General features: G+C 70.3%; 16 protein-coding genes. 7 read left to right on the forward strand and 9 right to left on the reverse strand.

Going from position 1 to position 18,295, the window contains the following annotated elements:
• Nucleotides 1-136 precede the first annotated feature (136 nt).
• Entirely contained in the window at nt 137-1,624 is a 1,488-nt protein-coding gene (locus MCBMB27_RS21965) for a sensor histidine kinase (protein ID WP_043357428.1), read from the forward strand.
• Nucleotides 1,625-1,731: 107 nt separating this feature from the next.
• On the opposite strand, the gene bioB is transcribed toward MCBMB27_RS21965, so the two are convergent.
• Nucleotides 1,732-2,745, reverse strand: a complete 1,014-nt coding sequence (gene bioB / locus MCBMB27_RS21970) for a biotin synthase BioB (protein WP_075381273.1) — start codon at nt 2,743-2,745, stop codon at nt 1,732-1,734.
• Between the two features lie 513 nt (nt 2,746-3,258).
• A complete protein-coding gene (locus MCBMB27_RS21975; protein WP_043357420.1) occupies nt 3,259-4,143 on the reverse strand; it encodes a fumarylacetoacetate hydrolase family protein in 885 nt (294 codons plus the stop codon).
• Between the two features lie 413 nt (nt 4,144-4,556).
• On the opposite strand from MCBMB27_RS21975, the gene MCBMB27_RS21980 reads away from it, so the two are divergent.
• On the forward strand, nt 4,557-5,870 hold the full coding sequence (locus tag MCBMB27_RS21980) for an OmpP1/FadL family transporter (protein ID WP_075381274.1): 1,314 nt from the start codon (nt 4,557-4,559) through the stop codon (nt 5,868-5,870).
• 82 nt (nt 5,871-5,952) lie between these two features.
• On the opposite strand, the gene MCBMB27_RS21985 is transcribed toward MCBMB27_RS21980, so the two are convergent.
• On the reverse strand, nt 5,953-7,734 hold the full coding sequence (locus MCBMB27_RS21985) for a PHA/PHB synthase family protein (RefSeq protein ID WP_053609579.1): 1,782 nt from the start codon (nt 7,732-7,734) through the stop codon (nt 5,953-5,955).
• Nucleotides 7,735-7,950: 216 nt separating this feature from the next.
• Between MCBMB27_RS21985 and MCBMB27_RS21990 the strand changes: the two genes are divergently transcribed.
• The 4 genes from MCBMB27_RS21990 to MCBMB27_RS22005 all read left to right on the forward strand — a co-directional run bounded on the left by MCBMB27_RS21990 (nt 7,951) and on the right by MCBMB27_RS22005 (nt 10,486).
• Complete coding sequence (locus MCBMB27_RS21990; RefSeq protein ID WP_236952783.1) at nt 7,951-8,328, forward strand: hypothetical protein; 378 nt, start codon at nt 7,951-7,953, stop codon at nt 8,326-8,328.
• A 120-nt stretch (nt 8,329-8,448) separates the two neighbouring features.
• A complete protein-coding gene (locus MCBMB27_RS21995; RefSeq protein WP_043357422.1) occupies nt 8,449-9,666 on the forward strand; it encodes an LL-diaminopimelate aminotransferase in 1,218 nt (405 codons plus the stop codon).
• Between the two features lie 134 nt (nt 9,667-9,800).
• A complete protein-coding gene (locus tag MCBMB27_RS22000; RefSeq protein ID WP_020090818.1) occupies nt 9,801-10,013 on the forward strand; it encodes a hypothetical protein in 213 nt (70 codons plus the stop codon).
• Nucleotides 10,014-10,126: 113 nt separating this feature from the next.
• The gene (locus MCBMB27_RS22005; protein ID WP_043357408.1) at nt 10,127-10,486 is read left to right on the forward strand and encodes a hypothetical protein; all 360 of its coding nucleotides are present in this window, start codon (nt 10,127-10,129) and stop codon (nt 10,484-10,486) included.
• Between the two features lie 21 nt (nt 10,487-10,507).
• Here MCBMB27_RS22005 and MCBMB27_RS22010 read toward each other — a convergent pair whose 3' ends face one another.
• Nucleotides 10,508-10,846 carry a DUF3140 domain-containing protein gene (locus tag MCBMB27_RS22010; protein ID WP_043385613.1) on the reverse strand — a complete coding sequence of 113 codons (339 nt, stop codon included), beginning with the start codon at nt 10,844-10,846 and terminating at the stop codon, nt 10,508-10,510.
• Nucleotides 10,847-11,044: 198 nt separating this feature from the next.
• Between MCBMB27_RS22010 and prfB the strand changes: the two genes are divergently transcribed.
• Nucleotides 11,045-12,173 (forward strand): peptide chain release factor 2 gene (gene prfB / locus MCBMB27_RS22015; protein WP_100794053.1). Its coding sequence is split into 2 segments (ribosomal slippage): nt 11,045-11,113 and nt 11,115-12,173, totalling 1,128 coding nucleotides; the frame shifts between segments, so codons are not numbered across the junction.
• A 218-nt stretch (nt 12,174-12,391) separates the two neighbouring features.
• On the opposite strand, the gene ggt is transcribed toward prfB, so the two are convergent.
• From ggt to MCBMB27_RS22040, 5 genes are all read right to left on the reverse strand, one after another.
• Nucleotides 12,392-13,993 (reverse strand): gamma-glutamyltransferase, encoded by a 1,602-nt coding sequence (ggt, locus tag MCBMB27_RS22020; protein WP_075381276.1) that lies wholly within the window; start codon nt 13,991-13,993, stop codon nt 12,392-12,394.
• 196 nt (nt 13,994-14,189) lie between these two features.
• Nucleotides 14,190-15,113, reverse strand: a complete 924-nt coding sequence (locus MCBMB27_RS22025; protein ID WP_053609519.1) for an ABC transporter ATP-binding protein — start codon at nt 15,111-15,113, stop codon at nt 14,190-14,192.
• Nucleotides 15,110-16,138 (reverse strand): ABC transporter ATP-binding protein, encoded by a 1,029-nt coding sequence (locus tag MCBMB27_RS22030; protein WP_075381277.1) that lies wholly within the window; start codon nt 16,136-16,138, stop codon nt 15,110-15,112. Before MCBMB27_RS22030 ends, MCBMB27_RS22025 begins: the two co-directional genes overlap by 4 nt.
• On the reverse strand, nt 16,135-17,049 hold the full coding sequence (locus MCBMB27_RS22035) for an ABC transporter permease (RefSeq protein ID WP_043385606.1): 915 nt from the start codon (nt 17,047-17,049) through the stop codon (nt 16,135-16,137). The genes MCBMB27_RS22030 and MCBMB27_RS22035 overlap by 4 nt, the downstream gene beginning before the upstream one ends.
• Nucleotides 17,050-17,350: 301 nt before the next feature.
• The gene (locus MCBMB27_RS22040; protein ID WP_043760182.1) at nt 17,351-18,295 is read right to left on the reverse strand and encodes an ABC transporter permease; all 945 of its coding nucleotides are present in this window, start codon (nt 18,293-18,295) and stop codon (nt 17,351-17,353) included.

Genomic DNA, 18,295 nt, shown 5'->3' on the forward strand with positions numbered 1-18,295 from the left:
GGTGGATATCGTATAGTGCTCACTGCCGAGAGCCTGTATTGCCGCCTGCGAATCTGTGGCTTGCGAACATGTATCCCGCGAAGGCCGGACCCGGCTCGAGCTTTCTCAATCCGCCCTCCGCCGATCCGAATCCGCGATGCCCGCGCGGAGCGTGACCGGCGTGTCCGTCGAGTCCGATGAGGCCGCGGCACCGGCGATGCCGGCGTCCGCCCCGAGCCGCGATCTGCCGGAGCGGCGCACGGCCCGCCTCGGCCTGTCGGGGCGGCTGTTCCTCGTCACCGTCGCGTTCGTGGTGGTGGCCGAGGTGCTGACCTATGTGCCGGCGGTGGCCAATTACCGGGTCGAGTGGATGTCGGACCGCCTGGCGGCCGCGCAGGTCGCCGCCCTGGTCCTCGACGGCCGGACCGGGGAGCCGGTCTCCGAGGCGCTGGAGAGCCGGCTCCTGGCCGGGGTGAATGCCCGGGCGATCGCGGTTCGCGGCGGTGGCGCCCAGCGCCTGCTCGCCATCGAGCCCATGCCCGAGCAGGTCGCCGACATCGTCGATCTGCGCGACGTCACAGCGCTGTCGGCGATCCGGGGGGCGTGGCGCACCCTGGTGGCGCCGGTCCGCGAGCCGATCCGCGTGATCGGGGAGGGGGGGATCGGCTTCGACCGGGTCGAGATCCTCCTCGACGAGGCGCCGCTGCGCACCGCCATGATCGACTATGCCCTGCGCCTGCTGGTCTCCTCGCTGATCATCGCGGCCGCCGCGGCGGGCCTCGTCTTCGTGGTGCTGCAGGTGCTCATCGTGCGGCCGGTCCGGCGGCTCGCTACCAGCATCACGGTCTTCGCGGACGATCCGGAGGATGCGGGGCGGATCATCGCCCCGTCCCGCCGCAGCGACGAGATCGGCCAGGCCGAGCGGGCGCTCGGGCGGATGCAGCGCAGCCTCGCCGACCAGCTCCGCCAGAAGCGGCGGCTCGCCGAACTCGGGCTCGCCGTCAGCAAGATCAGCCACGAGCTGCGCAACCTGCTGACCGGCGCGCAGCTACTCGGCGATCGCCTGGAGGGTACCGAGGATCCGACCGTTCAGCGTGTGGCCCCGCGCCTCGTGGGGACGCTGGCCCGGGCGATCCGCTTCTGCGAGGCGACGCTCGCTTACGGGCGCGTCTCCGAGCGGACGCCGCTCCTGGCCAGCACGCCGCTGGCGCCCATCTTCGCGGAGCTTCCGGATCTCGCCGCGCTGGCGGCGCATCCGGTCTCCGTGGAGGTCGCGGCGGCCGACCTGAGCGTGCAGGCCGACCCGGAGCAACTGGCGCGGGCGCTGGCCAACCTCGTCCGCAACGCCGTGCAGGCGCTCGACGGGGCCGCCGTGCCGGAGGCTGCGGTCCGCGTCGTGGCCTCCCGCGGGGCGCCGGGCCGGATCACGATCCTGGTCGCCGACAACGGCCCCGGCCTGCCGGCGCGCGCCCGGGAGAACCTGTTCGCGCCGTTCCAGGGCTCCATGCGCTCCGGCGGCACGGGGCTCGGCCTGCCGATCGCCGCCGAGCTGATCGGGATCAACGGCGGCACGCTCACCCTCGATGCCTCCGAGGCCGAGGGGCTGAGCGGCGCGCGCTTCCGGATCGTGCTGCCGGAGGGCTGACGCGATCGGCCGTGGGGGGCGGCCGTCACCACCCCATCAGCGCGCGCGGCAAGGTCCCAGCGGCAAGGTCCAAGCGGCAAGGCGCGAGCGGAAAGGCGTCCGTGGGCCTATTCCGCCGCGGCCCGGACCGGCTCGCCGACCCGGATGCCGAGATCGGCCAGCAGGGCCGCGTCGTCGTCCTGCCCGTTATTGGCGGTGGTCAGCAGCCGCTCGCCGTAGAAGATCGAGTTGGCGCCCGCCAGGAAGCACAGCACCTGCGCCTCACGGGTGAGGCTCTTGCGGCCGGCGCTGAGACGGACCCGGGATCGCGGCATCACGATCCGCGCCGTGGCGCACATGCGCACGAGATCGAACGGATCGACCGCCGGCTGGTCCTCCAGCGGAGTACCGGGCACCACCACCAGGGCGTTGATCGGCACGCTCTCGGGATGGGGGGCGTGGTTGGACAGCACCTGAAGCATCGCGGCGCGGTCGGTGACGCCCTCGCCCATCCCGACGATGCCGCCGCAGCACACGCCGATCCCGGCCTCGCGGACATTCGCGAGGGTCTGCAGGCGCTCGTCGTAGGTCCGGGTGGAGATGATGTCCTCGTAGAAATCCGGGCCGGTGTCGAGGTTGTGGTTGTAGGAGGTCAGCCCGGCCTCGGCGAGCCGTCCGGCCTGGGAGGGCGTGAGCATGCCGAGCGTCACGCAGGCTTCCATGCCGAGGCCGCGCACGCCGCGCACCATGGCGAGAACCGCGTCGAACTCGGGCCCGTCCTTGGGCTGGCGCCACGCGGCGCCCATGCAGAAGCGCTGGGCCCCCGCGGCCTTGGCGGCGGCGGCCTCGGCCAGCACGGTCTCCACCGGCATCAGCCGCTCGCGGGCGACGCCTGCGCCCTTGTGGTGGGCCGATTGCGGGCAATAGGCGCAATCCTCCGGGCAGCCGCCGGTCTTGATGGACAGGAGCGACGCGCGCTGGATGTCGGCCGGGTCATTGTGCCGGCGGTGGACCTGCGCCGCCCGGAACACGAGGTCCATCAGCGGCAGGTCGTGGATCGCGCGGATCTCCGCGACGCTCCAGTCGTGGCGGATGTCGCCGAGGTCGGGCTGCGGGGAACCGGGAAGGGAAGTCGCGCTCATCCGGTGTTTGAGCCGGATCGGCGGACAGAAATCAAGCGGGCCGGGCGCCCGAACTCCCCGCGGACGGATCGGTCTGGACTTTGAGGCCGTGCCAACCGAGGCCGCGCGACGTCTCGCGGCCCGGTATCCGGGGGAGGGCCGTGCCCGTGCCGGTCCCGCTCGACGCCGCTCGTGAGACCGTCCGGCCGGCAGGACGCCCGCCCGGTCAGCGATCCAGTCTGATCGGAGGCCCCAAGGATCCGGCCGCCGGCCCCGACCAGGCGCGCGAGGCGATTGGGCTGCGCCGCGATCCGCCGGATCCGGTCGGGCTCGTCCCGCACCGCCTGCTTGACGGTGTCGGCCCGGATCTCGATTGCCTTGCGCGTCGGCGGCTCGGGCTCCGACCCTGCGCGCGGGCCTGCGGACGATCCGATGTCGCAGTCTTGTCCGGCCGAAGCGCGGGACGATCACCGATACCGGTGTCTGTTCCTGGAACCGGCGCCGCCGCCCGGATGCGGGCGGCGGCGCGGCCAGTCAGTCCGTCGGCTCGCCGGCGGAGACCTTGGCGGTCCAGTCGTCGAAGGCGATGACCTGCTGACGCTGCTCGCCGAGCCGGTCGATCCGCAGGACCATCTCGTCCCCGGCCTTGAGGTAGCGCGGCGGCTTCATGCCGAGCCCGACGCCCGGCGGGGTGCCGGTGGTGATCACGTCGCCCGGCTCCAGCAGCATGAAGTGCGACGTGTAGGCGACGAGCTGGGGAACGTCGAAGATCATCGTGGCGGTGGAGCCGGTCTGACGGCGCTCGCCGTTCACGTCGAGGCTCATGGCGAGGTTCTTCAGGTCGGGAATCTCGTCCAGCGTCACCAGCCAGGGGCCCAGCGGCCCGAAGGTCGGTGCGCTCTTGCCCTTGGTCCAGGTCGGACCGCGGTTCATCTGCCATTCGCGCTCGGAGACGTCGTTGCAGATGCAGGCCCCCGCCACGTAGCTCAGCGCCTCGTTGGCGTGGACGTAGCTGGCGCGCCGCCCGATCACCACGGCGAGTTCGACCTCCCAGTCGGTGCTGTGCGACCCCTTGGGGATGATCACCGTGTCGTTCGGCCCGCACAGGCTGGACGGCGCCTTGTTGAAGATGATCGGCTCGGCCGGGATCGGCGAGCCGGTCTCGGCGGCGTGGTCGGCGAAGTTCAGGCCGATGGCCACGACGTTGCGGGTGCCGCCCACGCAGGGGCCGAGGCGCACGTCCGGCGGCAGCTTCGGCAGGGTCTCGGGATCGAGGGCGCGCAGGCGCGCCAGCGAATCGGGCGACAGCGCCGGCCCGGCGATGTCCCGCACGATGCCCGACAGGTCGCGCAGGCCGCCTTTCGCATCCACGAGGCCGGGCTTCTCGTCGCCGCTCGGGCCGTGCCGGAAGAGCTTCATGGCCGCACTCCTCATCCTTCCCTGTGCCGGTCTGCGCCGGACGCCGGGACCATGGCCGGGCCTCGACCCGGGTGCAAGGCCGGCGGTCCGCACGCAGCGCCCCGCCGGGTGTCGCAGCCAAGCAACAGGCCTGCAAAAAAGTTCATGGTCTGATGATAGTGGATCTATTGTTCAGGGCTCAGCGCAAGAGGAAAAGTTGGGTGCGTAATTATCGAAAACAGGTCTTCGTCAGACGTCGGACCCAATGAGACAATGCATCCCAATGTCTCTACGGATCTTCTTTTCACCTCCGGAGGCCGTCTTGGTCATTGCGGTTCAGTCCCCGCAACCGGCACCATGCCCGAAAGGGTGCCACCTGTTGAAGCTCGAAGAATCCTCGGCGCCCGCCAGAACGACAACGCTTGGGGGACGAGATGGGCGGGACGGTGCGCGCTGCAATGCTGGCGGCGACGGCAATGATCCTCGGTGCCGGGCAGGTCCAGGCTGGGGCGTTCGGTCTGCGGGAGCAGAGCACGCAGGCGCAGGGGCTGGCGTTTGCGGGTGCGGCCTCGGGATCGGGCGGCGTGTCGTCGATGTTCTGGAACCCCGCGACCATCACGATGAACCCGGGCTTCGTCGCGGAGCAGAACTTCACCTATATCGGCCTGTCTTCGGAGATCCGCCCGGCGCCGGGCACCAATCCGGGCTTCGCGCGGCTGGGCGGCTCGGGCGAGATCGGTCAGGGCGCCCTCGTGCCGGCGGGCGCGACCTCGTACCAGCTGAACGACCGCCTGTGGCTCGGCCTCTCGACCGGCGCGCCCTTCGGGCTCGTGACCAAGCCCAACCAGGTCTGGGCCGGGGAGGTCTACGGACGCTCGTCGCGGATCTTCTCCCTGGCGATCAACCCGGTGATCGGCGTCAAGGTCAACGAATGGCTGTCGATCGCGGCCGGGCCGAACATCGAGTATTTCCGCCTGACCCTGCGGCAGGCGCTGCCGGTCCCGGGCCTTCTGCCGACCGCCTATCCGAGCTCGTTCCTCAAGGGGGAATCCTGGGGGGTGGGCTTCACCGCGGGCGCCACGCTGACGCCCCGCGACGGGACCGTGCTGGGCATCGGCTACCGCTCCTCGGTGCACCACGACATCGACGGCTCGATCGGCGTGCCGCTGCTCGCCCTGGCCCCGCTCGCCGGCCAGGTCCGGGCGAGGCTGAACACCCCCGACAAGCTGAGCGTCGGCCTGACCCAGGCGGTCTCGCCGGTGGCGCGGGTGAACCTCGGCTTCGAGTGGGACAACTGGTCGAGGCTCGGGACCATCGGGATCGTGTCGAAGACCCTCGGCCTGCCGGTGACCACCCTGCCGCTCAACTACAAGGACGGGTTCACCTACGCGATCGGCGCCGAGTACGACGCCTCGCCGAACCTGACGCTGCGCACGGGCTTCGCCTACGAGACATCGCCGATCGACTTCCGCAACCGTTCGGTGCGGCTGCCGGACGGGGACCGCTACATCGCCTCGGTGGGCGCCAGCTACCGCTGGAGCCGGCAGCTGACGCTGAACCTCGCCTATTCGCACTTCTTCCTGGACCGGTCGCGGATCCTGGCGGGCCTCGGCCGCGACTACAACGTCGGCAACATCGCCTTCGCGGGGGTGGTGGATTCCAGCGCCGACATCGTCTCGGTGGGCTTCCGCTACGTGTTCGGCGCGCCGCCCGCCCCCGCTCCCGCGCCCCTCGTGCGGAAATGGTGATGCGCCTGCGCGGGGCGCCCGGCTCCCCCGGGCGATCCGCGACGGGCGGTGCCCCGCTCCGGTTCGCCGCGGATGGCGCGCCTCAGGCCCGCATGCGCACGTAGGTCCCCGGCGCCGGGCCGAGGGATTGGAGCGCATCCCCGCCGGGTTTCCGGGCCGGCACCCGCTCCGGCGCCTGCGCCTCGATCCACTGGAACCAGTACGGCCACCACGAACCCTTGGTCTCGACCGCGGCGCTGATCCAGTCCTCCAGCGTCCCCTTGACCGGGCCGCCGGTCCAGTAGCCGTATTTCGGCTTGGACGGGGGGTTGATCACGCCGGCGATATGGCCCGATCCCGCCAGCACGAAATCGACCTTGCCGCCGAACACCTTCGAGCCCTCGAAGACCGAGAGGGCCGGCGCGATGTGATCCTCCCGGGTTGCGAGGTTGAAGATCGGGACCTGCACCTTCTTGAGGTCGAGGCGGACGTTGCCGAGCACCATCCGTCCCTGCGCCAGCGTGTTGTCGAGGTAGCAGTTGCGCAGATAGAAGGAATGATTGGCCGCTGGCATCCGCGTGGCGTCGGAATTCCAGTACAGCAGGTCGAAAGCCGAGGGCGATTTGCCCTTGATGTAGTTGTTGACGATGTAGGGCCAGATCAGGTCGTTCGGCCGGAGCATGTTGAAGGCGTTCGCCATCCGGGCGCCCTCCAGGTAGCCCTGCTCGGCCATCCGGGCCTCGACCTGCCGGATCTGCTCCTCGTCGGCGAAGACCTTCAGGTCGCCGGCATGGGTGAAGTCGACCTGCGTGGTGAGCAGCGTCGCGCTCTTGATCCGCCGGTTTCCGGTGGCGGCCTGCATGGCCAGCGTCACGGCGAGCAGCGTCCCGCCGACGCAGTAGCCGGCCGCCGTGACCTCGGTCTCCCCGGTGGCGACCCCGATCGCGTCGATGGCCGCCTCGATCCCCTCGCGCATGTAGGACTCGAAGTCCTTGTCGGCATGCCGGGAATCCGGATTCACCCACGAGATGCAGAAGACCGTCAGGCCCTGGTCGACCATCCACTTCAGGAAGCTCTTCTGGGGATTGAGGTCGAGGATGTAGAACTTGTTGATCCAGGGCGGAACCATCAGGAACGGGCGCCGCAGCACGGTCTCGCTGGCGGGCGCGTACTGAATCAGCTCGATCAGATCGTTGCGGAACACCACCTCGCCGGGGGTGACCGCCATGTTGCGCCCGACCTCGAACCCGCTCGGGTCGGTCTGGCGCACGCGCAGATGTCCGCCGCCCGCCTGTAGATCCTCCTCGTACATCTTCAGGCCGCGGACGAGGTTGGCGCCGTTCTCCTGGAGGGTATGGCGGATCAGCTCCGGGTTGGTCGGCAGGAAGTTCGACGGCGAGAGCATGCTGGTGAGCTGGCGCAGGTAGAATTGCGCCTTGTGGCGCGTGTGCGCATCGAGCCCCTCGGCCTCGTCCACGAGGCTTTCGGCCCAGCGGGCGGCGAGCAGGTAGGCCTGCTTGATGAAGTCGAAATACGGGTTGGTCGACCACTCGGCATGGGCGAAGCGCGCGTCCCGGGGCTCCGGAAGAACCACCGGGTCGGCGGGCTGGCCCTGCAGGCGCATGTAGGTCGAGCCCCAGAGCGACAGGAAGGCCTGCGACAGGCGGGCCTGGGCCTCGGCGCTCCGCTTCGGGTCGGCGAGCCAGGTCTCGGCTACCTGCCCGAGGACCTTGGCGGCCTCGTTCATCTCGCTTCCGGGGGCGCCTCCCTGTCCCTCGGGCCCGAGGGCGCGGGCGATATTGCGCCCCATCGCCTCGACGAACTGTCCGGCATTGCGGGACAGCGCCTCGAAATCCGGCATCGGAGCGGCCATGCCGTCCGGCATCGCGCCGTTCGAGACCGACTTCGGAGGGGCGGTCCGATCCGGCGCCTGCGGACTCGTCAAACGTGCCTCCCTGTGTTTCGTCTGTCGACCCGATCGCGCGGGCCTCGTTTCCGACAAAATAAGGAGCGAGCCAGAGCTTTCGCCACCCCGGTTGCGGACGTCGCCGAAACATCCGGCCGTTCTTTTCAAACCCATGTGACGATGGATCGTGCCATTTTGAACCCTGTCGCCCGCATGTCCCGCAGCGTGCCGCTGATCCGCACGGCCGGCCTCGGGCTGCTGGTCAGCCTGCTCGGGGCCTGCTCGGGCGACGTCGTCCGCTCGCTGGCCTCCGATGCAGGCTACGGGCCGCGGACCGTCGCCGCGCCGGATTTCGTCGCGGAATCCCGCAGCAAGGCGCAGCCCGACTTCATGCCGGTGGGCGTCGACGCCCCGAAGCGCCCGGTCCGGGCCAAGTCGGTCACCGGCCAGAAGGCCCTGGAGGCGGAGCTGGAGAGCGCCCGCGGCCGCAACGAGGTCCGCGGCCGGGCGGCGGCGAGTGCCGGGCAGGGCGCCGCGGCCACCATCAAGCCGGCCCCGGCGCCGCCGCAATAGCACCGATTTGAGCACCGATTTGTGGGTCGGCGGCGGCCCGCAACTCTGCTAGAGCATGGGGTTCGCGCGACCGGCCCAGACGAAAGACGCCAGATTCGGGACGCGCCGATGGACACGCCCATGACCGACTTCCACCGCATCAAGCGACTGCCGCCCTACGTCTTCGAGCAGGTCAACCGGATCAAGGCCGCCGCCCGCGCGCAGGGCGCCGACATCATCGATCTCGGGATGGGCAATCCCGACCTCGACGCCCCCAAGCACGTGATCGCCAAGCTGTGCGAGACGGCCGGGCGGCCCCGCACCGACCGCTACTCGGCCTCGAAGGGCATCGCGGGCCTGCGCAAGGCCCAGGCCGGTTACTACCAGCGCCGGTTTGGCGTGACCCTCAACCCCGACACGCAGGTGGTGGCGACGCTGGGCTCCAAGGAGGGCTTCGCCAACATGGCTCAGGCGATCACCGCCCCGGGCGACGTCGTGCTGGTGCCAAACCCGAGCTACCCGATCCACGCCTTCGGCTTCCTGATGGCCGGCGGCGTCATCCGCTCCGTGCCGGCCGAGCCGACCCCGGCGATGTTCCCGGCCCTCGAGCGGGCCATGCGCCACTCGATCCCGAAGCCGGTCGCCCTGGTCGTCTGCTACCCGTCGAACCCGACCGCCTACGTGGCGAGCCTCGACTTCTACCGGGATCTCGTGGCCTTCGCGAAGCAGCACGAGCTGATCCTGCTGTCGGACCTCGCCTACGCGGAGGTCTATTTCGACGACAACCCGCCGCCCTCGGTCCTGCAGGTGCCCGGCGCCATCGACTGCACGGTGGAGTTCACCTCGCTGTCGAAGACCTACTCGATGGCCGGCTGGCGCATGGGCTTCGCGGTGGGCAACGAGCGCCTGCTCGCGGCGCTCACCCGGGTGAAGTCCTACCTCGATTACGGCGCCTTCACGCCGATCCAGGTCGCCGCGACCGCCGCCCTCAACGGGCCGGACGACTGCATCCACGAGATGCGCAGCATCTACAGGAAGCGCCGCGACGCGCTGGTGGAATCCTTCGGCAAGGCCGGCTGGACCATCCCGTCGCCCGCCTCCTCGATGTTCGCGTGGGTTCCGATCCCGGAGCGCTACCGGGAGATGGGCAGCCTCGAATTCTCCAAGCTGCTGCTGGAGAAGTCGGATGTCGCGGTGGCGCCCGGCATCGGATTCGGCGAATTCGGCGACGAGTATGTCCGCATCGCGCTGGTCGAGAACGAGCAGCGCATCCGGCAGGCCGCGCGCAACATCCGCCGGTTCTTCGACGGCACCGACAAGACCCTGCACAACGTCGTGCCGATGGTCCGGGCCGGCTAGCCGACCCCGCGCGGATTGTTGCCGCGGGGCGACAGGCTCCGCCAAAGGCGCCGACGCCCCGCGCCGGCGCTTGTCAGGACGGATCGCGATGGCCAGGGTCAGGTGCGGGGGTCCTCCCGCGTCCCGAGTGTCGCATGCGCCGCCTGAACCTGATCGCCGCCCTGCTGCTCGCCGCCGCGGCCTCGGCCTGTGCGCCGAACCCGATCATCGCCCGGGATCCGATCCCCGCGCCCGGCCCGGCGGACGTGTATGCGTGCGACTCGAAGCCGTTGCCGGTCAACGCCTTCACGACGGATTGCCGGCCCGTGCCGGCAAGCCCGCAGGTGGTCCTGCGCGCCCGCGGCTGATCCGCGCCGGCATTTCGGTAACCGGTCGATTCGGATGGGCCGGACAAGCCGCCCGCGATCAGCTAGACTGTAGGCCAGATGCCGGACCGGCCGGCCCCCTGACGGAGCATCGCGTGAGCACCAAGACCCTGATCGCCGCCGGACTGCTCGCCCTCCTGGCGGGGCAGGGCGCCTCGGCCTCCGACGCCGCTTATCCGCCCGCGCCGTACCAGCCCCGCGCCTTCGTGTTCACCGCGCCGAACGGGCCCACCGTTCTCGAGACCGAGGGGTGCTGCCAGGTGGTGGTGCCGCCGGGCCGTCCCGATCTCGCGCAGCCCGCGGTCCCGGTCGCCGAGGTGATGAACGGCGGCGGTTTCGGCTATACGGGCTTCGACTATTACAACGACCAGATCACCGAGGGCCGGTTCGGCGCGCGCAAGCGGCCGAAGGAGTACGTGATCGCTCCGTCCTACATCGTGCCGCCGCGCTACTGAGCCGCCGGGCGTTCCGGAGCCTCAATCCTTGTGCGGATCGTGGCCCCAATTCATCAGCGACAACCGCCACGGTGAGTCGGGGTCCTTCCGGGCCTCTCCGCCCTGCTTGAGATGGCGGTGGACGTAGCCCACCACCTTGCGCATGGCGGCGTAATCGTCGTCCGTCAGGTCCGCCTTCTTCGTATCCTTGATCGCCAGGATGCGCCGGCCCATCGCGTGGCCGGTGGACTCGCCGCCGCCCTTCTTCTGGCCGACCTCCTTGCTGGCCTCGCTGTCGAGGTGCTTCTTCAGCGCCGCGGGCGTCATGTTGACGGCCTCGTTGAAGTCCGCCCACGTCGCCGCGTGATCGTCGTCCGCCATCCGCTGCCTCCTGGGCCCTGTCGTTCGTGCCCGACAACGCGCCCGAGGCTTGCCGGCTCGCCTCCTTCCCTGCGGTCGGGCGCCGCACGGGCGGCATGCGACGCGACGCGGAAGCGTTTACAGGCCGGGTCCCGGGGGCTATCACCCCGACCCGACGAGCCTCCATTCTTTCCCCAAACCCCATTCCCGAAAAACCAGATGCGCGCCGAGATCGAGCAAGCCTCGGATGCCGCCAAGCAGTCTATAGGGCTGCTGAGGAGGCATCTTTGACTGGGATACAGTCGATAAACGCCTCGCGGAGCTGAACGCGGCTTCCGAGAACCCCGACCTCTGGAACGATGCCGAGGCCGCCCAGAAGGTCATGCGCGAGCGCCAGCAGCTCGACGAGGCCGTCACGGCGATCAAGAAGCTGGAGCGCGACCTCGAGGACGGCGCCACGCTGATCGAGCTCGGCGAGATGGAGGGTGACGAATCCTCGATCCGCGAGGGCGAGGCGGCGATCCTGGCCGTCGAGAAGGAGGCCGCGAGCCGGCAGGTCGAGACCCTGCTGTCCGGCGAGGCCGACGGATTCGACACCTATCTCGAGGTCCATGCCGGGGCCGGCGGCACTGAGAGCCAGGACTGGGCCAACATGCTTCAGCGCATGTATGCCCGCTGGGCCGAGCGTCGGAAGTACAAGGTCGAGGTCGTCGAGATGACCGACGGCGAAGAGGCCGGGATCAAGGGCGCCACGCTCCTGATCAAGGGCCACAACGCCTATGGCTGGCTCAAGACCGAGTCCGGCGTGCACCGTCTGGTGCGGATCTCGCCCTACGATTCCAGCGCCCGGCGGCACACCAGCTTCGCCAGCGTCTGGGTCTATCCGGTGATCGACGACCGGATCGAGATCGAGATCAAGGAATCCGACTGCCGGATCGACACCTACCGGTCGTCGGGCGCCGGTGGCCAGCACGTGAACACCACCGACTCGGCGGTGCGCATCACCCACAACCCCACCGGGATCGTGGTGGCGTGCCAGCAGGAGCGCTCGCAGCACAAGAACCGGGCGACCGCCTGGAACATGCTGCGCGCCCGCCTCTACGAGGCGGAGCTGAAGAAGCGCGAAGAGAAGGCCAACGCCGAGGCCGCGTCCAAGACCGATATCGGCTGGGGTCACCAGATCCGGTCCTACGTGCTGCAGCCGTACCAGCTGGTGAAGGACCTGCGCACCGGCACCCAGTCCACCGATCCGGACGAGGTGCTCGACGGCGATCTCGACCCGTTCATGGAGGCCTCGCTCGCCCAGCGGGTCTACGGCGGTGGCGAGGCGGTCGAGGATATCGACTGATCCGAACCTCCGGGGATCCGAACGATTGTCGTTCCGGTCCCCGGGGCGTCCAATCCGATCACCTCATCCTGAGGTGCCGGAGCGTAGCGGAGGCCTCGAAGGAGGCCTCCGGATACCGTTGCGATTGCGGGAGCCCTCCTTCGAGGCCCGCTGACGCGGGCACCTCAGGATGAGGGCGGTGGGTGGGAAGGCCTTGAGCATCCCACCGGCCAAGCCCCTCAATACCCCAGCGCCGCCCCGTCCTTGCGCGGGTCCGAGCCGGCCGCCAGCGTGCCGGCCTTGCGGTCGATCCAGATGATCTGGCCGCCGCCGAGCGGCAGCGGCGCGCGGATCGCCGGGTGGCCGCGCTCGATCAGCCCTGCCATCACCGCGTCGGAGATCCCGCCCTCGACCTCCAGGGTCCCGCCATAGGCGAAGCTGCGCGGGGCATCGAGCGCCTCCTGCACGTCGAGGCCCCGGTCGATGAGCCCGGAGAGCAGCTCGACATGGCCCATGGCCTGATAGTGGCCGCCCATGACGCCGAACGGCGCGACCGCCTGCCCGTCCTTCATCAGCATGCCGGGGATGATCGTGTGCATCGGCCGCTTGCCGGGCCCGACGCTGTTCGGGTGGCCGCCCTCCGTGCGGAACGACAGGCCGCGGTTGTGCAGCAGCACGCCGCTCTCGGGGGCCAGGATGCCGGAGCCGAAGCCCTGGAAGATCGAGTTGATCAGCGACAGGGCGTTGCCGTCCCGATCGACCACGCAAAGATAGACCGTGTCCTTGTGGGCGCGGCCCTCGGCGATCTCCTGCCTGATCTCGGGATAGATCTCCGGCTCGCGGGCCCGGCCCATGTCGATCGCCCCGTGGGCGGCGGCCTTCCAGGCGTCGGAGAGGAGGTGCTCGATCGGCACCTGGGCGAGGGCGGCGTCGCCGAACAGGACGTCGCGGTGATGATAGCCCTGCTTGCAGGTCTCGGCGAAGAGATGCAGCCGGTCGAGGTCCGAGATGGCGCCGACGTCGTAATGCGTGAGCACGTTGAGCATCATCAGCGCCGCCAGGCCTTGGCCTGCGGGCGGGCACTCGTAGACGTCGTAGCCCCGGTAGCGGGTTGAGACGGGTGTCACCATGTCGGGCCGGGCAGCGGCGAAGTCGTCCAGGGTGTGCAGGCCGCCGAGCGCGTTGAGCCGGCTCACCATGTCTTCGGCCACCGGCCCCGTGTAGAAGCCGCGCGCGCCCTCCTGGGCGATGCGCCGGAGCGTCGCCGCGAGCTTCGGCAGGCGCAGGACGCTGCCGATGGCCGGCACCTGCCCGCCGGGCAGGTAGGTCTCGGCGGCGTGCGGATCGGCGGCGACGCGCTCCGCGCCCCGCTGCCAGTCCCAGCCGACCCGTTGCTGGATCACGAACCCGTCCTCCGCGTAGCGGATCGCCGGCTGGAGGAGCTCACCCAGCGAGCGGGTGCCGTGCTCGCGGACGAGCAGGTCCCAGGCTGCGATGGCACCCGGCACCGTGACGGCGTGCGGCGAGGTCGGCGTGATGGCGACGCCGTGCTCGGCGTACCAGTCGGGCGTGGCGGCCGCCGGGGCGCGGCCCGAACCGTCCAGGGCGAGGGGCTTGGTGGCGCCGGCGGGGGCGTAGAGGGCGAAGCAGTCGCCGCCGATGCCGGTCATCAGCGGGTCGACCACGCATTGCACGGCGACCGCCGCGATGCCGGCATCCACGGCGTTGCCGCCCGCGCGCAGCACCTCGATGGCGGCGAGAGTCGAGAGCGGGTGCGAGGTCGCGACGGCGGCGTTGGCGGCGTAGACCGGGGAGCGGCCGGGGGCGGAGAAGTCTCTCACGGGATGTCCTGCTGTATGGATCGTCTCGACGAGACGACGCTGCTTGATCCAAAAATCGGCCTGAGGTGCCGGAGCGAAGCGGAGGCCTCGAAGGAGGGCTCCAGGGATCGTGCGGCTCGCTGGAGCCCTCCTTCGAGGCTCGCTGCGCTCGCACCTCAGGATGAGGGAGGAGGGTGGGAAAGAGAAAGTGGGCTTGTCACGCGCCCTGACCCTCGGGCATCGCCACCCAATGCCCCGGCGCCACTTCAATGAGCGGCCCATCCGGCGGCTGGTCGTGGCCGGCGAGGTCCCGCGCGGCGAGGCGGGCGCGCTCCTCGGCCGGGTGCGGCACCGGCACGGCCGCGAGCAGGCGGCGTGTGTAGGGATGGCGCGGATCCTCGTAGAGGGCGTCGGCCTCGGCCATCTCGACGATCCGCCCGCGCCAGAGCACCGCGACCCGGTGGCAGAGGTAGCGGACCATCCGCAGGTCGTGGGAGATGAACAGGTAGGACAGCCCCATCTCGTCCTGCAGGTCCTGGAGCAGATTCACCACCTGCGCCTGGATCGAGACGTCGAGCGCCGCGATCGGCTCGTCGGCGACGATGAAGCTGGGCTTCAGGGCGATCGCCCGGGCGATGCAGATGCGCTGGCGCTGGCCGCCCGAGAACTGGTGCGGGTAGCGCCCCATGAACCGCGGATCGAGCCCGACCCGCTGGAACAGCGCCGCGACGGCCTCGCGCCGCTCCGGGCTCCGCATGTCCCGCCGGTGCAGCTTGAAGGCTTCGGCGACATAGTCTCCGGCGGTCATGCGCGGGTTGAGGGCCGCGTAGGGGTCCTGGAACACGGTCTGCATCCGGGCGCGCATTCTGCGCATCGCCCCCGCCGAGAGCTTGGCGAGGTCGGTGCCCTCGAAGGCGATCGTGCCGGATGTCGGCGGGTTGAGCATCGTCACGGCCCGGCCGATCGTGGACTTCCCGGAGCCGGATTCGCCGACGAGCCCCAGGGTCTCGCCGGGACGGATGTCGAAGCTCACCCCCTCGACGGCGCGGAACACCGAGGCCTTGCCGCCCCACCACGAGCGCAGGGGATAGTGCTTGGACAGGTCCCGCACCGAGACGACCGGATAGTCCTGCGGGCTCATCGCGCGGCCTCCCGGCTCAGAAGCTGCGGCAGGTCGTACCAGGCGGCGACGAGGTGGCCGGGGGCGGCGCCGGGCGCCTGCGCCAGGGGCGGCATCTCGGCCCGGCACCGGGGCGTCGCGTAGGCGTTGCGCGGCGCGAAGGGATCGCCCGGCGGCAGGTGGCGCATGTCCGGGGGCGCCCCCTCGATCTGGTGCAGGCGACGGCGCCCGGCCCGGCCGCCGGAGAGGTCCGGCAGGGAGCGCAGAAGCCCCAGCGTGTAGGCGTTGCGGGGATCCGAAAAGATGTCGTCCACCGGGCCGCGCTCCAGGATCCGGCCGGCATACATCACCTGCACGGTGTCGCTGATGCCGGCCACCACGCCGAGGTCGTGGGTGATCCAGATGATCGCCATGTCGAGCTCACGCTTCAGCTCCTGCACCAGGCCCACGATCTCGGCCTGGACGGTGACGTCGAGGGCGGTGGTCGCCTCGTCGGCGATCAGCAGCTTCGGGCGACAGCTCAGGCCGATGGCGATCATCACCCGCTGGCGCTGGCCGCCGGAGAACTCGTGCGGGTACTGGTCGAGGCGCGCTCCCGCGTTCGGGATGCGGACGAGGTCGAGCAGTTCCTTCGCCCGGACGCGGGCGGCGCGGGCGTCGAGGCCCAGATGGATGCGCAGGGGCTCGATGATCTGCGCCGCCACGGTCATGCCGGGGTTGAGCGAACTCATCGGGTCCTGGAACACGAAGCCGATCGCGCCGCCGCGGATCTTGCGGAGGTCCCGCTCCTTCAGGGCGAGGAGATCGCGCCCCTCGAACAGCACCTGCCCGCCGGTGATGCGGCCGGGCGGGCGCGGGATCAGGCCCAGCATGGCGAGCACGTGCACGCTCTTGCCGGAACCCGACTCGCCGACGATCCCCAGCGTCTCGCCCTCGTGCAGGGTGTAGGAGACGCCGTTGACGGCGTGGACCGCGCCGCCGTCGGTGTCGAAGGCGACCGCGAGATCGCGGACGTCGAGGAGAGGCTTGGTCATGGGCGCTGTCATGTGCGCTGCCTCGGATCGAGGGCGTCCCGCAGGCCGTCGCCGAACAGGTTGAAGGCGAGGACGGCGAGGAAGATCGACAGGCCGGGCCAGATCGCCATCCAGGGCGCCTCGTCCATGAAGTTCTTGGCGGTGTTGAGCATCGCGCCCCAGGACGGCTCGGGCGGCTGCTGGCCGAGACCGAGGAAGGACAGGCTCGCCTCCGCGATGATCGCGGCCGCGATGGTGAGGGTCGCCTGGACGAGGATCGCCGGGACGATGTTGGGCAGGATGTGGACCCGGGCGATCCGCCAGGGCGGGTTGCCCATGGCGCGGGCCGCCTCCACGAACTCCTCCGCCGCCACGGCGCGCACCTGCGCCCGGGTCAGCCGGATGAAGGTCGAGGTCGCCGAGAGGCCGATGGCGATCATCGCGTTGACGAGGCTGGGGCCCAGGAAGGCCGCGAGCGCGATCGCCAGGATCAGGAAGGGAATTGCCAGGAGCGCGTCGGTAAGGCGCGAGATCGCCCCGTCGATCCAGCCGCCCGCGTAGCCGGCGAGCAGTCCCAGCGGCAGGCCGAGGGACACCGCCAGCGCCACCGACACGAGGCCGGCGCCGAGGGAGGCGCGGGCGCCGAAGATGATCCGCGAGAGGACGTCGCGGCCGACCTCGTCGCCGCCGAACGGGTGCGCGAGGCTCGGCGCGCCGCGGACGTTGCCCCAGTCGGTGGCGGTGGGATCGTAGGGGGCGATCCAGGGGGCGAAGACCGCCATGAGGATCAGCAGCCCGACGATGACGAGGCCCGCGACGGCGCTCGGGCGCGCCCGCAGGCGCCGCCAGAAGGCCGCGAGGGTGCCGGGTTCCTGGATGAGGGCCGGCGTGCCCGCGGGGGCCGCGAGGCCGGTGGCTTCGGCGATGGGGGTGCCGGTGCTCATCGGGGGCTCGCGGGGTTGGCAGCGATGCGTACGATCCGCGCACACTGCTTTTCAGCGCAGCCCATGATGGTTTCAGGCCGGCCAGTGCGAGATGCGACGCGCTCCCTCTCCCGTGCGGGAGAGGGTTGGGGTGAGGGATCAGGTCTTTCCGGAGAGTTCTCCTCCCTCACCCGGCTTTCTGCGAAAGCAGACCTCTCCCGCTCGGGAGAGGGGACCCGCGCTTCACTCTGTGCACTCAATTGTAACTCCCGAAGTCGCAGCTCTGAAGACTGCGAGAGCGAGGCGCGGGCAATCATTGCGCTCATGCCCGCCTCAGCTTCGGGTTCACGGCGGCCGAGAGCAGGTCGGCGGCGAGGTTCAGGGCGATGTAGGTGGCGGCCGTGCAGATCACGACGCCCTGCACGGTGGCGAAATCCCGGTTGAACACGGCATCGACCATCAGCTTCCCGAAGCCCGGCACGGAGAAGACCTGCTCGGTGAGCACCGCCCCCGACAGGAGCTGGCCGAATTCCAGCGCCCCCAGGGTGATGATCGGGATCGCGGCGTTCGGCAGCGCGTGCCGAAGGGTGACGCGAAGCGGCGAGACGCCCTTGGCCCGGGCCGTGCGGACGTAGTCGGAGCCGAGCACGCCCAGCATCGCCGCGCGGGTGTGGCGCATCATCACCGCCGCGATGGCGTTGCCGAGCACGAAGGCCGGCATCACCATGGCGGCGAGGTTGTCCGATAGGCTCTCGAACGGCGAGACGTAGCCCGAGGCCGGCAGCCAGCCGAGTTCCACCGAGAACAGCAGGATCAGCAGGATCCCGAGCCAGAAATTCGGCACCGAGAGGCCCCACAGGGCGATCCCGTTGGCGATCGTGTCGGCGGCCTGCCCGCGCTTCACCGCCGAGAGCACACCCATCGGTACGCCGATGGCCAGCGCCACCAGCATGGCGAGACAGGCGAGTTCGAGGGTGACCGGCAGCTTCTCGACGATCAGCTCGGAGACCGGCTTCTGCAGGCGGATCGACTCGCCGAGATCGCCCCGCAGCACGCCGCCGGCCCAGTAGGCGTAGCGTACCGGCAGGGGCTCATCGAGGTGGTACTTCTCGCGGATGAAGGCGATCACCTGCGGGTCGCGCTCCTCGCCGGTCAGCGCGGTGGCGACGTCCCCCGGCAGCAATTGCTGCAGGGCGAAGATGATCATCGAGGCCAGGATCAGGGTCGGGACCGCCAGGGCGAGGCGGCGCGCCAGGAAGCGAAGCAT

It is taken from the genome of Methylobacterium phyllosphaerae, assembly GCF_001936175.1.
Classification (GTDB): domain Bacteria; phylum Pseudomonadota; class Alphaproteobacteria; order Rhizobiales; family Beijerinckiaceae; genus Methylobacterium; species Methylobacterium fujisawaense.

Bases quoted from the DNA above. Each gene is read 5' to 3' on its own strand.
- MCBMB27_RS21965 (WP_043357428.1), top strand. From the start codon at position 137: ATGCCCGCGCGGAGCGTGACCGGCGTGTCCGTCGAGTCCGATGAGGCC.
- bioB (WP_075381273.1), bottom strand. From the start codon at position 2,745: ATGAGCGCGACTTCCCTTCCCGGTTCCCCGCAGCCCGACCTCGGCGAC.
- MCBMB27_RS21975 (WP_043357420.1), bottom strand. From the start codon at position 4,143: ATGAAGCTCTTCCGGCACGGCCCGAGCGGCGACGAGAAGCCCGGCCTC.
- MCBMB27_RS21980 (WP_075381274.1), top strand. From the start codon at position 4,557: ATGGGCGGGACGGTGCGCGCTGCAATGCTGGCGGCGACGGCAATGATC.
- MCBMB27_RS21985 (WP_053609579.1), bottom strand. From the start codon at position 7,734: ATGCCGGACGGCATGGCCGCTCCGATGCCGGATTTCGAGGCGCTGTCC.
- MCBMB27_RS21995 (WP_043357422.1), top strand. From the start codon at position 8,449: ATGACCGACTTCCACCGCATCAAGCGACTGCCGCCCTACGTCTTCGAG.
- MCBMB27_RS22000 (WP_020090818.1), top strand. From the start codon at position 9,801: ATGCGCCGCCTGAACCTGATCGCCGCCCTGCTGCTCGCCGCCGCGGCC.
- MCBMB27_RS22010 (WP_043385613.1), bottom strand. From the start codon at position 10,846: ATGGCGGACGACGATCACGCGGCGACGTGGGCGGACTTCAACGAGGCC.
- MCBMB27_RS22025 (WP_053609519.1), bottom strand. From the start codon at position 15,113: ATGAGCCCGCAGGACTATCCGGTCGTCTCGGTGCGGGACCTGTCCAAG.
- MCBMB27_RS22030 (WP_075381277.1), bottom strand. From the start codon at position 16,138: ATGACAGCGCCCATGACCAAGCCTCTCCTCGACGTCCGCGATCTCGCG.
- MCBMB27_RS22035 (WP_043385606.1), bottom strand. From the start codon at position 17,049: ATGAGCACCGGCACCCCCATCGCCGAAGCCACCGGCCTCGCGGCCCCC.
- MCBMB27_RS22040 (WP_043760182.1), bottom strand. From the start codon at position 18,295: ATGCTTCGCTTCCTGGCGCGCCGCCTCGCCCTGGCGGTCCCGACCCTG.